This window comes from Pseudonocardia kujensis (assembly GCF_021283305.1).
Classification (GTDB): domain Bacteria; phylum Actinomycetota; class Actinomycetes; order Mycobacteriales; family Pseudonocardiaceae; genus Pseudonocardia; species Pseudonocardia kujensis.
In genome coordinates this window covers 58,431-72,090 of sequence record NZ_JAJSOK010000035.1, presented here as the reverse complement: position 1 = coordinate 72,090, position 13,660 = coordinate 58,431, and the positions used below count along the sequence as shown (strand labels likewise).

At 72.5% G+C, this 13,660-nt stretch carries 14 protein-coding genes; 9 read left to right on the top strand and 5 right to left on the bottom strand.

Going from position 1 to position 13,660, the window contains the following annotated elements:
* The first annotated feature begins 504 nt into the window (after positions 1-504).
* The 6 genes from rpsB to LWC35_RS22930 all read left to right on the top strand — a co-directional run bounded on the left by rpsB (position 505) and on the right by LWC35_RS22930 (position 5,432).
* Positions 505-1,380 (top strand): 30S ribosomal protein S2, encoded by an 876-nt coding sequence (rpsB, locus tag LWC35_RS22955; RefSeq protein WP_232872303.1) that lies wholly within the window; start codon positions 505-507, stop codon positions 1,378-1,380.
* A gap of 93 nt (positions 1,381-1,473) precedes the next feature.
* The gene (gene tsf, locus LWC35_RS22950) at positions 1,474-2,289 is read left to right on the top strand and encodes a translation elongation factor Ts (protein ID WP_232872302.1); all 816 of its coding nucleotides are present in this window, start codon (positions 1,474-1,476) and stop codon (positions 2,287-2,289) included.
* A gap of 2 nt (positions 2,290-2,291) precedes the next feature.
* Positions 2,292-3,047, top strand: coding sequence for a UMP kinase (gene pyrH, locus LWC35_RS22945; RefSeq protein ID WP_232872301.1), 756 nt, complete (start codon positions 2,292-2,294; stop codon positions 3,045-3,047).
* Positions 3,048-3,079: 32 nt separating this feature from the next.
* Positions 3,080-3,637 carry a ribosome recycling factor gene (gene frr, locus LWC35_RS22940; RefSeq protein ID WP_232872300.1) on the top strand — a complete coding sequence of 186 codons (558 nt, stop codon included), beginning with the start codon at positions 3,080-3,082 and terminating at the stop codon, positions 3,635-3,637.
* Between the two features lie 141 nt (positions 3,638-3,778).
* The gene (locus tag LWC35_RS22935; protein WP_372463082.1) at positions 3,779-4,681 is read left to right on the top strand and encodes a phosphatidate cytidylyltransferase; all 903 of its coding nucleotides are present in this window, start codon (positions 3,779-3,781) and stop codon (positions 4,679-4,681) included.
* A gap of 22 nt (positions 4,682-4,703) precedes the next feature.
* A complete protein-coding gene (locus tag LWC35_RS22930) occupies positions 4,704-5,432 on the top strand; it encodes a class I SAM-dependent methyltransferase (protein WP_232872299.1) in 729 nt (242 codons plus the stop codon).
* Between the two features lie 11 nt (positions 5,433-5,443).
* Here the strand turns inward: LWC35_RS22930 and LWC35_RS22925 are convergent, their stop codons facing one another.
* Complete coding sequence (locus LWC35_RS22925) at positions 5,444-5,968, bottom strand: Rieske (2Fe-2S) protein (protein ID WP_232872298.1); 525 nt, start codon at positions 5,966-5,968, stop codon at positions 5,444-5,446.
* 148 nt (positions 5,969-6,116) lie between these two features.
* Between LWC35_RS22925 and LWC35_RS22920 the strand changes: the two genes are divergently transcribed.
* Both LWC35_RS22920 and rlmN read left to right on the top strand, forming a co-directional pair.
* Positions 6,117-6,674, top strand: coding sequence for a hypothetical protein (locus LWC35_RS22920; RefSeq protein ID WP_232872297.1), 558 nt, complete (start codon positions 6,117-6,119; stop codon positions 6,672-6,674).
* A gap of 100 nt (positions 6,675-6,774) precedes the next feature.
* Positions 6,775-7,887 carry a dual-specificity RNA methyltransferase RlmN gene (gene rlmN, locus LWC35_RS22915; protein ID WP_232872296.1) on the top strand — a complete coding sequence of 371 codons (1,113 nt, stop codon included), beginning with the start codon at positions 6,775-6,777 and terminating at the stop codon, positions 7,885-7,887.
* Between the two features lie 82 nt (positions 7,888-7,969).
* On the opposite strand, the gene LWC35_RS22910 is transcribed toward rlmN, so the two are convergent.
* From LWC35_RS22910 to LWC35_RS22895, 4 genes are read right to left on the bottom strand one after another with little or no spacing between them, the layout of a single operon-like run.
* Positions 7,970-9,058 (bottom strand): ABC transporter ATP-binding protein, encoded by a 1,089-nt coding sequence (locus LWC35_RS22910; RefSeq protein WP_232872295.1) that lies wholly within the window; start codon positions 9,056-9,058, stop codon positions 7,970-7,972.
* Positions 9,059-9,088: 30 nt separating this feature from the next.
* Positions 9,089-9,964: a carbohydrate ABC transporter permease gene (locus LWC35_RS22905; RefSeq protein WP_232872294.1), complete on the bottom strand. Its 876-nt coding sequence runs from the start codon at positions 9,962-9,964 to the stop codon at positions 9,089-9,091.
* Positions 9,964-10,905: a carbohydrate ABC transporter permease gene (locus LWC35_RS22900; protein WP_232872293.1), complete on the bottom strand. Its 942-nt coding sequence runs from the start codon at positions 10,903-10,905 to the stop codon at positions 9,964-9,966. Before LWC35_RS22900 ends, LWC35_RS22905 begins: the two co-directional genes overlap by 1 nt.
* A complete protein-coding gene (locus tag LWC35_RS22895; RefSeq protein WP_232872311.1) occupies positions 10,902-12,251 on the bottom strand; it encodes an ABC transporter substrate-binding protein in 1,350 nt (449 codons plus the stop codon). The genes LWC35_RS22900 and LWC35_RS22895 overlap by 4 nt, the downstream gene beginning before the upstream one ends.
* A gap of 353 nt (positions 12,252-12,604) precedes the next feature.
* Between LWC35_RS22895 and LWC35_RS22890 the strand changes: the two genes are divergently transcribed.
* Positions 12,605-13,606, top strand: coding sequence for a LacI family DNA-binding transcriptional regulator (locus LWC35_RS22890; RefSeq protein WP_308194639.1), 1,002 nt, complete (start codon positions 12,605-12,607; stop codon positions 13,604-13,606).
* Positions 13,607-13,660 lie beyond the last annotated feature (54 nt).

Sequence of the window (13,660 nt, the reverse complement as noted above, 5' to 3'; positions counted from 1 at the left end):
CACGACGCCCCCCATCACCCGAGCGACCCGTCGAGCCGGCCGCGGAGCCGCCCGCCGAGCCGCCCGCCGAGCCGGCCGCCGAGCCACCCGCCGAGCCCCCGCCCGACCCGCCGCCGTCCCCGCCCGCCCCATGCCGCCACCCTGCCCCCGAGCAGCGCGGACCGGGCGGCGCGGGGACGATCGATCCACAGCCCCGTGAACCTGGGGACGGATCGGTTCCGGGCGGCCGTCCCGGGTGAGGCCGATCGGCGGCCGGGCGTACACTCGACCCTGCACCTCGACCGTTCGAGGTGACTTCGCGCGCTCGCGTGCCCTGCGGAAGCGGGGTCGGCGACCGGGCGGTCCCGTACTCCTGCCGAGCGGCCGGGTGCGGGTCCGGGAGCCGGCGCGGCGCCAGGGCGGAGCCCCCCAGGGGGACCCGCGACAACCGCCACGCGCGGACCGGCCGGTGTGATCGATGATCACCTCCGCCGCCCGCGCCCGACCGAGAGGTGCACACCGGCCATGGCCGTCGTCACCATGAAGCAGCTGCTCGACAGCGGCGTGCACTTCGGGCACCAGACCCGGCGCTGGAACCCGAAGATGAAGCGCTACATCCTGACCGAGCGCAACGGCATCTACATCATCGACCTGCAGCAGACGCTGTCGTACATCGACCGCGCCTACGAGTTCGTCCGCGAGACCGTGGCCCACGGCGGCACGATCATGTTCGTCGGCACGAAGAAGCAGGCTCAGGAGGCCATCGCCGAGGAGGCGGGCCGGGTCAACATGCCGTACGTGAACCAGCGCTGGCTGGGCGGCATGCTCACCAACTTCCAGACCGTGCACAAGCGCCTCCAGCGGCTCAAGGAGCTGGAGTCGATGGAGCAGACGGGGGGCTTCGAGGGTCGCACCAAGAAGGAGATCCTCATGCTCACCCGCGAGAAGGACAAGCTCGAGAAGACCCTCGGCGGCATCCGCGACATGTCGAAGGTCCCGAGCGCGGTCTGGATCGTGGACACCAAGAAGGAGCACATCGCCGTCGGCGAGGCCCGGAAGCTCAACATCCCGGTCGTCTCCATCCTGGACACCAACTGCGACCCCGACGAGGTCGACTTCCCGATCCCGGGCAACGACGACGCGATCCGCTCCGCGGCGCTGCTCACCAAGGTGATCGCCAAGGCGGCGGCGGACGGCCTCATGGCCCGTTCCGCGCGCGCCCGCGGTGAGGGCGAGAAGGCCGAGGGCGCCGAGGAGCCGCTGGCCGAGTGGGAGCAGGAGCTCCTGACCGGCGGCGGGTCGGACGGCGCGAGCCTGGGCGGCGAGACCGCCGCAGCGGGCGCGGGCTCGGCCCCGGCCCCCGCCAGCACCAGCAACGGCACCCAGCAGACCGCCGGCTGAGAACCACCCGATCCCGGCGGCCGGGGCGCCTCCCGCCCCGGCCGCCGATCGGCCCCGACCCACCCGTACCGCGAAGGACGAGAAGACACCGAGATGGCGAACTACACCGCCGCCGACGTCAAGCGGCTCCGTGAGCTCACCGGCTCCGGGATGATGGACTGCAAGAAGGCGCTCGAGGAGTCCGAGGGCGACTTCGACAAGGCCGTCGAGCTCCTCCGCATCAAGGGCGCGAAGGACGTCGGCAAGCGCGCCGAGCGCTCCACCTCCAACGGCCTGGTCGTCGCCGAGGGCGGCACCATGGTCGAGCTGAACTGCGAGACCGACTTCGTCGCGAAGAGCGACGACTTCGTCGACCTCGCCACCAAGATCCTCGCGGTCGCGGTGGACCAGAAGCCGGCCGACGTCGAGGCGCTGGCCAAGGCCCCGCTCGACGGGGGCACCGTGGCCGACGCGATCCAGGCGCTCTCCGCCCGCATCGGCGAGAAGCTGGAGCTCAAGCGGTACATCCATGTCGACGGCCCGGTCGCCGTCTACCTGCACCGCCGCGCCAGCGACCTGCCGCCGGCCATCGGCGCGCTCGTCGCCTACGAGGGCGACGACGCCGAGGCCGCCCGCAACGTCGCGATGCACATCGCCGCCGCGCGCCCGCAGTTCACCACCCGCGACCAGGTCCCGGCCGAGGTCGTGGAGAACGAGAAGCGGATCGCCGAGGCGACGGCCCGCGAGGAGGGCAAGCCCGAGAAGATCCTCGACCGGATCGTCGAGGGCCGGATCACCGGGTTCTACAAGGACGTCGTGCTCCTCGAGCAGGCGTCCGTGCTGGACTCGAAGAAGACCGTGAAGGCGCTGCTGGACGAGGCGGGCGTGACCGTCAAGGACTTCGTCCGCTTCGAGGTCGGCCAGGCCTGAGCATGACCGACCAGGGGATCGACGCCGAGAAGGCCACCCGCCGCGGGTACCGCCGCGTGCTGCTCAAGCTCGGCGGCGAGATGTTCGGCGGCGGTGGGCTCGGCGTCGATCCCAAGGTCGTGGAGACCGTCTCCCGGCAGATCGCGGAGGTCGTCGCGAGCGGCGCCCAGATCGCGGTCGTGATCGGGGGCGGCAACTTCTTCCGCGGCAGCGAGCTGCAGCAGCGCGGGATGGACCGCTCGCGCGCGGACTACATGGGCATGCTCGCCACCGTGATGAACTGCCTCGCGCTGCAGGACTTCCTCGAGCGCGAGCACCACCTCGACACGCGCGTGCAGACCGCGATCACGATGGGGCAGGTCGCCGAGGCCTACATCCCCCGGCGGGCCATCCGGCACCTCGAGAAGGGCCGGGTCGTGATCTTCGGGGCCGGTGTCGGCATGCCCTTCTTCTCCACGGACACGGCCGGGGCGCAACGGGCGCTCGAGATCGGCTGCGAGGCGTTGCTGCTGGCCAAGGGCGTCGACGGGGTCTACACCGCGGACCCGAAGCTCGACCCGACGGCCGAGATGTTCCACGAGATCACCCACCGCGAGGTGCTCGAGCGCGGCCTCAAGGTCGCCGATGCCACCGCCTTCAGCCTGTGCATGGACAACCGGATGCCGATCATCGTGTTCAACCTGCTGACCGAGGGCAACATCGCCCGCGCGGTCGCGGGTGAGAGGATCGGCACCCTGGTCAGTACGCCCGAGACCTGAGAACGCCACGTCAGAACGCACCGGGAGCAGCCGTGATCGACGAAACCCTCTTCGACGCCGAGGAGAAGATGGAGAAGGCAGTCGAGGTGGCCAAGGACGACCTGGCCAGCGTGCGCACCGGCCGGGCGACCCCGGCGATGTTCTCGAAGGTCGTCGTGGACTACTACGGCGCCTACACCCCGCTCAACCAGCTCGCCTCGGTGTCGATCCCCGAGGCGCGGATGGCGGTCATCAAGCCGTACGACGCGAGCCAGCTCAAGGCCATGGAGAAGGCCATCCGGGACTCGGACCTGGGCCTCAACCCGAGCAACGACGGCCAGATCATCCGCTGCATCATCCCGCAGCTGTCCGAGGAGCGGCGCCGCGAGATGGTGAAGGTCGCGCGCAGCAAGGGCGAGGACGCGCGCGTCACCATCCGCAACCTGCGCCGCAAGGCGATGGACGAGCTGCACCGCATCGTCAAGGAGGGCGAGGCGGGTGAGGACGAGGTGACCCGCGCCGAGAAGGAGCTGCAGGGCGTCACCGACAAGTACGTCCACCAGGTCGACGAGCTGGTCAAGCACAAGGAATCCGAGCTTCTCGAGCTCTGAAGGACCGTGACCATCTCGCACAGTGCCGACTCCGAGGCCGACTCCGAGGCCGACCACGAGGCCGATCACGGGGCCACCGACGGCGCCGACGGCCGGGCCGAGGGCGCCGGTCCCTCGCCCGGCGCGGCCGGGACGGCCCCGGTGACCTCGGACCTGCCCGGGTCGGGCCTGCCGGGCACCCCGTCCGCGCCGCCGTCGCGGTCGGGCCGGCTCGGCCGCAACCTCGTCGCCGCCGTCGCGGTCGGCCTGTCGCTGGGAGCGGTCATCCTGGCCTCGCTGCTGGTGCAGCGGCAGGCGTTCATCATCGTGCTGGCCGCGGCCACCGCCGTCGGCACCTGGGAGCTCGCCGGCGCCTTCCGGCGCAGCACGGAGCAGATCAGGGTCCCGCTCCCGGTACTGCTGGTCGGCGGGCAGGCCATGGTCTGGCTGGCGTGGCCGTTCGGCCTGCGCGGTTCCGCGGTGGCCTTCGCCGTCACGGTCCTGGTCTCGCTCCTGTGGCGCATGGGCTTCGGCGCGCGGGGGAGCGGCGCCCACGCCGCGGACGGCTTCCTGCGCGACGTCGGCGCCGGTATCTTCTGCGCCGCCTACTTGCCCTTCTTCGTCTCCTTCGGCACGCTCCTCGTGCTCCCGGAGGACGGGGTCGGCCGGGTCCTCACCTTCATGATCTGCGTGGTCGCGTCGGACGTCGGCGGGTACGCGGCCGGGGTCGTCGCCGGCAGGCACCCGATGGCGCCGCGGATCAGCCCGAAGAAGTCCTGGGAGGGCTTCGGGGGCTCGCTGCTGGCCGGCATGATCGCCGGTGCCCTGTCCGTGCTCCTGCTGCTCGACGGCGCCTGGTTGCTCGGCGCGGTCCTCGGCGCGGTGCTGGTCGTCACCGCCACGCTGGGCGACCTCACCGAGTCGATGATCAAGCGCGACCTGGGCATCAAGGACATGGGCACGCTGCTGCCCGGCCACGGCGGCCTGATGGACCGGATGGACTCGATGCTGCCGGCCGCGTTCGTGTCGTGGGCGCTGCTGAGCGTCTTCGTGCCGGTCGCATGACCGGCGCGACCCGGACGACCCCATGAGGTACAAGGGCTTCGGCGGCCAGCTCAAGACCGGCCCCGCCATCCCCAGCCCGAACATCTGGCACTGGCCGGACGTGTACGAGCGCGAGAACCGCGCGCAGGACGCCGACGGCGTGCTCTGGGCGGCCCTGCGCGCGGCGGCGCCGTGGGCGGGCCTCGACGTCGTCGACGTCGGCTGCGGCGACGGCTTCCACCTCCCGCACTTCGCGGAGGAGGCCCGCTCGGTCGTCGGGGTCGAGCCGCACCCGCCGCTGGTGGAGCGCGCCCGACGGCGCGGGTTCGAGGTGCTGCGCGGGGGAGCGGAGGCCCTCCCGCTGCCCGACGCGTGCGCCGACGTCGTGCACGCCCGGACCGCCTACTTCTTCGGCGAGGGCTGCGAGCCGGGGCTCGCGGAGGCCGACCGGGTGCTCCGCCCGGGCGGGGTGCTCGCGATCGTCGACCTCGACTTCACCGTGCCGCCCTACGGCGACTGGCTGCGCGCGGACCTGCCCCGCTACGACCCGGCGGCGGTCGAACGGTTCTTCGCCCGGCAGGGCTTCACGCAGCAGCGCCTCACCTCGACCTGGCGGTTCCCGGACCGGGAGACCCTCGAGGCGGTGCTGCGGATCGAGTTCGCCCCCGCGACCGCCTCCCGCGCGGTCGCGGAGACGACGGGCCTGACCATCCCGGTGGGCTACCGCCTGCACACCCGCCGCAGACCGGCCGGGATCATCACGGCCCCCTGACCCCGGTTCGCTCAGGCCAGCGTGATCTGGCCCCCGGACACCGTGACGTTCTGCGGCGTCAGGCCCCGGGTGGCCGGGCCCTTCTCCAGCTGGCCCTGGAGGCCGAAGGTGCTGCCGTGGCACGGGCAGACGAGCGAGGCGCCCTGCACCCCGGTCACGGTGCAGCCCTGGTGCGGGCAGACCGCGGAGAAGCCACGGTAGGTGCCGGCCGTCGGCTGGGTGACGATCACCTTCTGGTTCGGGAAGACGGCGGCGCCGCCCACCGGCACGCTGGAGGCCGGGCCCAGCGGGCCGCCGGCTGCGGGCGCCCCGTCCGCGGGTGCCGCGCCGCCGCCGCTGCCGCTGGCGCTGACCGAGCCGCCGCTACCGCCGGAACCGCCGCCGGAACCGCCACCGGAACCGCCACCGGCACAGCCGGCGGCCAGCAGCCCGACGCCGACGGCGGCGACACCCGCCCCGGCGACGGCGGCGCGGCGGGTCAGCACAGGGGCGGTCGGGGCGGTCGGATCGGGTGTGGTCTCACGCTTCTCGGACATGTCGGCTCCTCCCGGGGATCGGCCAGCATCGTGGTGGTGTCCGACACCCTCGCACGACCACGCTGAGATCACGCTGTGCGGAACGCCGAGCGGTCGTGCACGCCCGGGCGGTACCCCGGCCGGGTGACGGTCTCGCTACCGTGGCGACATGAGCCGAACCGTGCGTGCCGTCTCCGGCATCCCCCTGCCGCAGCTGGAGATCCTGCTGGGCGGCGCGGGCTGGGTCGCGGGCTCGCTCGGCTTCGGCGCGGGCGGCGGGACGCTCGTCATGGCGGCGGGCCTGCTGCTCACCGGGTGGTTGTTCACCACCGTCCGGCGCCGCCAGGGCCTCGCCGCGCGCCTGGACCGCGGGCTCCGCGCCCGCGTGCTGCGGCTCGCCGTCGTCGTGGGGGTGGTGCTGCTCGTGGTGGGTGTCGGGCTGCCGCTGATCGGGCAGGGCTGGGGCGAGCTGACGGTGCCGGCCGGGGCCGCGGTGGTCGGCGCCGGGCTGTGCTCGTTGTCGACGCTGCTCGGCGAGCGCTCGTTCGTGGCGGTCGGCGGCGTGCTGGTCGTGCTCGGCGCCGTCGGGTGCCTGCTCGCGCTGAACACCGGGGGCACGGCGCTGCCGCTCGGGGTGGTCGGGATCGGCGGGGCCGCGGTGCTCTGGCTCGCCGGGGTGCGCCGGATCGGCTTCGTCGAGGAGCTGCGCGAGCGCGTCGGCCGCTGACCGTCCGCGGGATGGGGCGGGCCACACGCGGGGAACCCGCGGGCGGCGCCGGTCACGGCCGCCCCGGCGTGCCGGCCGCGGATGGCACACTGGAAGGGCCATGTCGACATCCCTGCCCCTGGTCTTCGACGCGCCCAAGCGCGCGACCCCGCCCCGTCACCTCGCCGACCTCGATCCCGCCGAGCGCAAGGCGGCGGTGACGGAGCTCGGGCTGCCCGGCTTCCGGGCCGACCAGCTGGCGCGCCACTACTTCGGTCGGCTGACGGCCGATCTCGACGAGATGAGCGACCTGCCGGCCGCCGCCCGCGCGCAGCTCACGTCGCTGCTGCCGCCGCTGGTCCAGACCGTCACCGAGCAGGTCTGCGACGCCGGGCAGACCCGCAAGACCCTCTGGAAGGGCCACGACGGCACGCTGGCCGAGTCCGTCCTCATGGGCTACCCGGACCGCGCGACGGTCTGCATCTCCAGCCAGGCGGGCTGCGGAATGGCCTGCCCCTTCTGCGCCACCGGCCAGGGCGGGCTGCAGCGCAACCTGTCCACGGCCGAGATCGTCGACCAGGTGCGGCAGGCCGCGCGCAAGGCGCAGGAGGGCGCCCTCGGCGGGCCGCGGCGGCTGTCGAACATCGTGTTCATGGGCATGGGCGAGCCGCTCGCCAACTACAAGCGCGTCGTCGCCGCGCTGCGCCGGATCACCGAGCCCGCCCCGAACGGTCTCGGGATCTCCCCGCGCGGGGTCACGGTGTCGACCGTCGGGCTCGTGCCGGCGATCGACAAGCTGGCGCAGGAGGGGCTCCCGGTCACCCTGGCGATCTCCCTGCACACCCCGGACGACGAGCTGCGCGACACCCTGGTCCCGGTCAACAACCGGTGGAAGGTGGCCGAGGTCCTCGACGCCGGCCGTCGCTACGCGCAGACGACCGGCCGCCGGATCAGCATCGAGTACGCCCTGATCCGGGACGTGAACGACCAGCCCTGGCGCGCCGACCTGCTGGGGAAGCTGCTGCGGCAGCGCATCGGGACCAAGCGGGTGCACGTGAACCTCATCCCGCTCAACCCGACGCCGGGCAGCGAGTGGGACGCGAGCCCCAAGCCCGTCGAGCGCGAGTTCGTGCGCCGGGTGCAGGCCGCCGGGGTGTCCTGCACGGTCCGCGACACCCGCGGGCAGGAGATCGACGCCGCCTGCGGCCAGCTCGCCGCCACCGCCCGCGCCTGAGGACGGAACCCCCCCGAGAACGAGCGGGCCCGCCCACCCGGGGGTGGACGGGCCGCGCTCCCGGTGTCCGTGTCCCGCTGCCCTACACGCGTTCGCCCGTGGACGGGTCGAACAGGTGCAGGTCCTCGCTGGTGGGCGTGAGCGCGATCTGGTCGCCGCGCCGCGCCCCGGACCGCCCGCCGGTGCGGACGACGACGGGGGTCTGCTCACCGTCGTCGAGGTGGGCGTAGAGGAACGCGTCGCTGCCCAGCTCCTCGACGACGTCGACCTGCGCCTTCACCCCGGACCCGGTCGCGTCCGACCCGACGGACCACTGCTCCGGCCGGATGCCGAGCTGCACGGTGGACAGCCCGGCGTCGGCGATCCGGGAGCGCAGGGCCCGTGGGAGCGCCAGCTCCGACGACCCCATCCGCACGCCCTCCTCGGAGACCGGCAGCGTGAAGAGGTTCATCGCGGGCGAGCCGATGAACCCGGCCACGAACGCGTTGGCCGGCTTGTCGTAGAGCTCCGCGGGCGTGGCGAACTGCTGCAGCTCGCCGTCCTTGAGCAGCGCCACCCGGTCGCCCATCGTCATGGCCTCGACCTGGTCGTGGGTGACGTAGACGGTGGTGACGCCGAGCCTGCGCTGCATCGCCGCGATCTCCGTGCGGGTGGACACGCGCATCTTCGCGTCCAGGTTCGACAGCGGCTCGTCCATGAGGAAGACCTGCGGCTCCCGGACGATCGCGCGCCCCATGGCGACGCGCTGCCGCTGCCCGCCGGACAGCGCCCGCGGCTTGCGGTCGAGGTACTCGGACAGCCCGAGGATCTCGGCCGCGGCCTTCACCTTCGTAACCCGCTCCTCCCTGGGCACCCCCCGCATCTTCAGCGGGAACGCCATGTTCTCGCCGACGGTCTTGTTCGGGTACAGCGCGTAGTTCTGGAACACCATGGCGATGTCCCGGTCCCGCGACGGCACCCCGACCATGTTCCGGCCGCCGATCCGGATCTGGCCGCCGTCGATCTCCTCGAGCCCGGCGAGCATGCGCAGGGCGGTGGACTTGCCGGAACCGGACGGGCCGACGAGGACGACGAACTCGCCGTCGTCGATCTCGAGGTCCAGCCGGTTCACGGCGGGCTTGGCCCCGGCCGTGTAGATCCGGGACGCCTGGTCGAACTCCACTTCAGCCACGAGGGGCCTCCTTCACTGGACTGGCCCCGGTCACTTCACGGCTCCGAAGGAGAGGCCCTGGACGAGCTTGTTCTGCGCGATCCACCCGGCGATGACGACGGGCAGCGCGGCCAGGGTGGCCGCGGCGCACAGCTTGGCGAAGTACAGCCCCTCGGAGGTGATGAACCCGACGAGGAACACCGGCACCGTCGCGGCCCGCGCCGCGGTGAGGTTGACGGCGAAGAAGAACTCGTTCCACGCGAAGATCACGCAGATCAGCGCGGTGGCCGCCATGCCGGGGGAGATGACCGGGAGCACGACCTCGCGCAGCGAGCGTGCGGTCGAGGCTCCGTCCATGCTCGCCGCCTCCAGGAGCTCCTTCGGGACCTCCTGGAAGAACGACCGCATCATCCACACGGCGATCGGCAGGTTCATGGCCGTGTAGAGGATGATCAGCGTCCAGATGTTGTCGAGCATCCCGATGTCGTTGACGACGACGTAGATCGGCACGATCGCCGCCACGACCGGGAGCATCTTCGTGGAGATGAAGAAGAACAGGACGTCCTGCACCTTCTTCACCGGGCGCAGCGACACCGCGAACGCGGCGGGCGTGGCCAGGACCAGCACCAGGATCGTCGAGACGACCGTGGCGAACAGCGAGTTGAGCAGGTACGGGCCGATGCCGGCGTCGAACACCGCGCGGAACTGGTCCAGGGTCGGCGTGAAGAAGAGCTTCGGCGGCTTGGTGTAGGCGTCGGCCTCCTGCTTGAAGGCCGTCAGCACCATCCACAGGATCGGGAAGAAGAACCCGATGCCGACGATCCAGGCCAGCACGGTCAGCAGGCTCGCGCCGACCCGGCCCTTCCGCACGGGCGCCAGGTCCTGCGTCGTCGACGTGGGGGGCCGTTCGGTGGTGGGGGCGGCCATCACGTCTCCTCCCCTCCGGAGAAGCTGCGGAAGATCAACCGCAGGGCGAACGTGGCGACGATGATCGTGGCGACCACGACGACCACGCCCATCGCGGCGGACTGTCCGATGTCGAAGCCCAGGAACGCGCGCTGGTAGATGTAGAAGGGCAGGTTCGCGCTGGCGGTGCCCGGGCCGCCCTGGGTCATCATGTAGATGGCGTCGAACGTGTTGATCAGGTAGATCGCGCCGAGCACGATGCCCAGCTCGAGGAACCGCCGCAGGTGCGGGATCGTCACCTCGCGGAAGACGCCCCACGTGTTCGCGCCGTCCACCCGGGCCGCCTCCAGCACGTCGTGCGGCTGGCTCTGCAGGCCTGCGAGGATCAGCAGCATCATGAACGGCGTCCACTGCCAGACCAGGGCGACCATCACCGAGGTCAGCGGGAACGTCGAGATCCAGTCCGTGTCCCCCGCCCCGAAGGGCGACAGCACGAAGTTGATCAGGCCGTAGGTCGGGTCGAACAGGACCGTCTTCCACAGCAGCGCGGCCGCGACCGGTGTGATGAGGAACGGCGTGATCAGCAGCGTGCGGATGAACCCCCGGCCCAGGAAGGCCCGGTCCAGGAGCAGGGCGAACAGCAGCCCCAGGATCAGCGAGAACAGCACCGAGCCCGCGGTGAGCAGGACGGTGTTGAGCGCGACCTGGCGGAACTGGCTGTCCGTGAACACCAGGATGTAGTTGTCCAGGCCCACGAACTGCCGGCTGCCCGGCCGCACGAGGTTCCACGACTGCAGCGAGTAGTAGATCGTGAACAGGAACGGCAGCTGCGTGACGATGATCGTGAAGACCAGCGCCGGCAGCAGCGGGGCGCGGCGGATCCAGCCGTCGGCCCGCGATCCCGGTCCGCGGTCCGGCCGGCGGGGCGTGAGCTCCGCGGGCCGTTCGGCGGTGACGGTCATTGTCCGGCCCCCTGTCGCTGGTAGGACTCCCCGACGGTCGCGGCGTAGACCTGGGCCTGGTCGAGCGCCTCGTCCGCCGTCTGCTGGCCGGCGATGGCCGCCGACAGCTGCTGGCTGACCCGCGTCCCCAGGTCCTGGAACTCGGGGATCGCGAGGAACTGGATGCCGGTGTAGGGCACCGGCTCCACGGTCGGCTTCTTCTGGTCGGCCGCCGCGATGGCGTCGAGCGTCTGCTGCGCGTAGGCCTTGGACGCCTCGACGTACTCCGGGATCCGGTAGGTCGACTGCCGGGCGCCCGGCGGCACGTGCTCCCAGCCGAGCTGCTGCCCGACCATCGGCCCGTACTCCTTGCTCGTCATCCAGGACAGGAACTTCCAGGTGTCCTCGGTGCTGCCCTTCTCGTCGGAGGTCTTCGGGATGGCGAGCGACCACGTGTAGAGCCAGCCCGAGTCGGGCTTCTGCACGATCGGCGCCGGCGCGTAGCCGACCTTGCCGGCGACCCGGCTCTCGTCCGGGTTCTCGACGATGCCCGCGGCGACCGTCGCGTCGTACCACATCGCCGCGTTGCCCTGGCTGAACTGCGTGCCGCACTCGCTGAACCCGCTGGTCGCCGCGCCCGGCTCGCCGTACTTGCGGACCAGGTCGACGTAGAAGTTCGCGGCCTGGCGGAACTGCGGCGAGGTGAGCTGGGCGTTCCAGGACGGGTCGTACCAGCGGGCGCCGAAGGTGTTGGCCACGGTGTCGAACGGCGCCATGACCTCGCCCCAGCCGGGCTTGCCGCGCAGGCAGATCCCCGACATCCCGGTGTCCGGGTTGTCGAGCTTCTGGGCCGCGGCGGCGATGTCCTGCCAGGTCGGCTGCGCCGGCATCGTGATCCCGGCCTGCTCGAACAGGTCCTTGCGGTACATGAGGAAGGACGACTCGCCGTAGAACGGCACGGAGTACATGTGCCCGTCGGGGCCGGAGAGGGCCCCGCGGACGGCCGGGATGAAGTCGTCCTCGTCGTAGCCCGGGGACTTCGCCATCAGCGGGTCGAGGTCGACGAGCCAGCCGTTGGCGGCCCACTGCGGCGTCTCGTAGTTCGAGATCATGACCGCGTCGAACTCGCCGCCGCCGGTCGCGACCGACGCCGTGATCTTGGCGCGGGCCTCGTTCTCGGACAGGCTCACGAACTTGAGCCGGATGCCCGGGTTCTCCTGCTCGAACTGCGGCGAGAGCTGGATGGCGTCCTGCATCTGCGGGTTGGACACGATCGCGATCGTGATCGTGCGCTGGCCCTCGGCCCCGCCCCCGAGGTCGCCGGCGCCGGCGCAGCCGGAGAGGGCGAGCGCCAGGGCGGCGAGCAGGGCGAGGGGCCCCGACCGGGCGAGCCGGAGACGGCCCGGGGTGCGACGGGGCGGTCGGTCGGATCTCCTGTGCGGTGGGGCCACGGTGCCCTCCTGATCGGTCGCCGTCGCCGGCCCCGCCGGTGCGGACGGTCCGGGACCGTCCCGGGGCGGGAGCGACGTGTCTTCGCGGGCTCCCCGTCGTGCAGACCCCGCAGCGGACGTGTTCCATGTCACGACGGAAAGCACGGTAAGGGGAAGTTAAGCGCTTGCGCAACCGCTTGCGTCCTATGGTTACCTGTCTGTGGTGATGCGGCTCACGGACGGCGGGGCCCCGAAGCGCCGGGCCGGGCCCGGGGGCCGGGGAGCGGGAGGTGCGCGTGGCGACGATGGCGGACGTGGCGCGGCTGGCCGGGGTGTCGATCGCGACGGTGTCGCACGTCCTCAACGGGACCCGCGCCGTCCGCCCCGAGACGCGGGCCCTGGTGCTCGACGCCGTCCGGGCCGCGGACTACACCCCGAACACGGTGGCGCAGGCGCTCGCCACCGCCCGCACCACGACCATCGGCCTCGCCCTGTCGGCGATCTCCAACCCGTTCCTGGGCGAGCTGATCCACGCGATCGAGGCCGAGGCCGCCCGGCGCGGCTACACGCTGCTGCTCGTCGACCCGCACGAGGACCCGGACTACGAGGACACCGTGATCCGACGGCTGCACGCCCGCCGGGTCGACGGCGTGCTGCTCGCGCCGTCGGCCCGGCCGGACGGGGCACTGGGGTACCTGACGGCCCGCGGCGTGCCGACCGTGCTCGTCGACCGGCTGATCGACGACCGGATGGACCAGGTCGGCAGCGAGAACGTCGAGGCCGTCGCCGGCCTCGTCGCGCACCTGGCCGGGCGCGGTCACGCCAGGGTCGCGCTCGTCGCCGGCCACCCCGGGCTGCGGACGACCGTCGAGCGCATCGCGGGCTACCGCCTCGGGCTGCGCCGCGCCGGGCTCGACGAGGACCCCCACCTGCTCGTCGACGGGCACTCGGCCGAGGAGCCCGCCCGCGTCGCGGTGCACGCCCTGCTCGCCGCCGCCCGCCCGCCGACGGCGGTGATCACCGGGAACAACTCGATGACGATCGGGGCGATGCAGGCCTTCCGCGAGGCGGGCGTGGACGTGCCGCGCGACGTCGCGCTGGCCTGCTTCGACGACTTCCCCTGGGCCGATCTCTTCGCGCCGCGGCTGACCGTCGTCGCGCAGCCCTTCGCCGAGATCGGGCGTGAGGCGGTGCGGCTGCTGCTGCGCCGCATGGCCGACCCCACCGCCGAGCCGGTGACCCGCCGGCTCGCCCCGAGGTTCGTGCACCGGGACTCCTGCGGCTGCCCGTGAGCGCCGGCCGCCCCGGGGGCGCGCTCGTCCCGCGCGGCCACCGGGCGGCCACCG

Excerpts from the sequence above, each read along its gene's own strand:
- rpsB (WP_232872303.1), top strand. The coding sequence starts at position 505 with ATGGCCGTCGTCACCATGAAGCAGCTGCTCGACAGCGGCGTGCACTTC.
- tsf (WP_232872302.1), top strand. The coding sequence starts at position 1,474 with ATGGCGAACTACACCGCCGCCGACGTCAAGCGGCTCCGTGAGCTCACC.
- pyrH (WP_232872301.1), top strand. The coding sequence starts at position 2,292 with ATGACCGACCAGGGGATCGACGCCGAGAAGGCCACCCGCCGCGGGTAC.
- LWC35_RS22930 (WP_232872299.1), top strand. The coding sequence starts at position 4,704 with ATGAGGTACAAGGGCTTCGGCGGCCAGCTCAAGACCGGCCCCGCCATC.
- LWC35_RS22925 (WP_232872298.1), bottom strand. The coding sequence starts at position 5,968 with ATGTCCGAGAAGCGTGAGACCACACCCGATCCGACCGCCCCGACCGCC.
- LWC35_RS22920 (WP_232872297.1), top strand. The coding sequence starts at position 6,117 with ATGAGCCGAACCGTGCGTGCCGTCTCCGGCATCCCCCTGCCGCAGCTG.
- rlmN (WP_232872296.1), top strand. The coding sequence starts at position 6,775 with ATGTCGACATCCCTGCCCCTGGTCTTCGACGCGCCCAAGCGCGCGACC.
- LWC35_RS22905 (WP_232872294.1), bottom strand. The coding sequence starts at position 9,964 with ATGGCCGCCCCCACCACCGAACGGCCCCCCACGTCGACGACGCAGGAC.
- LWC35_RS22900 (WP_232872293.1), bottom strand. The coding sequence starts at position 10,905 with ATGACCGTCACCGCCGAACGGCCCGCGGAGCTCACGCCCCGCCGGCCG.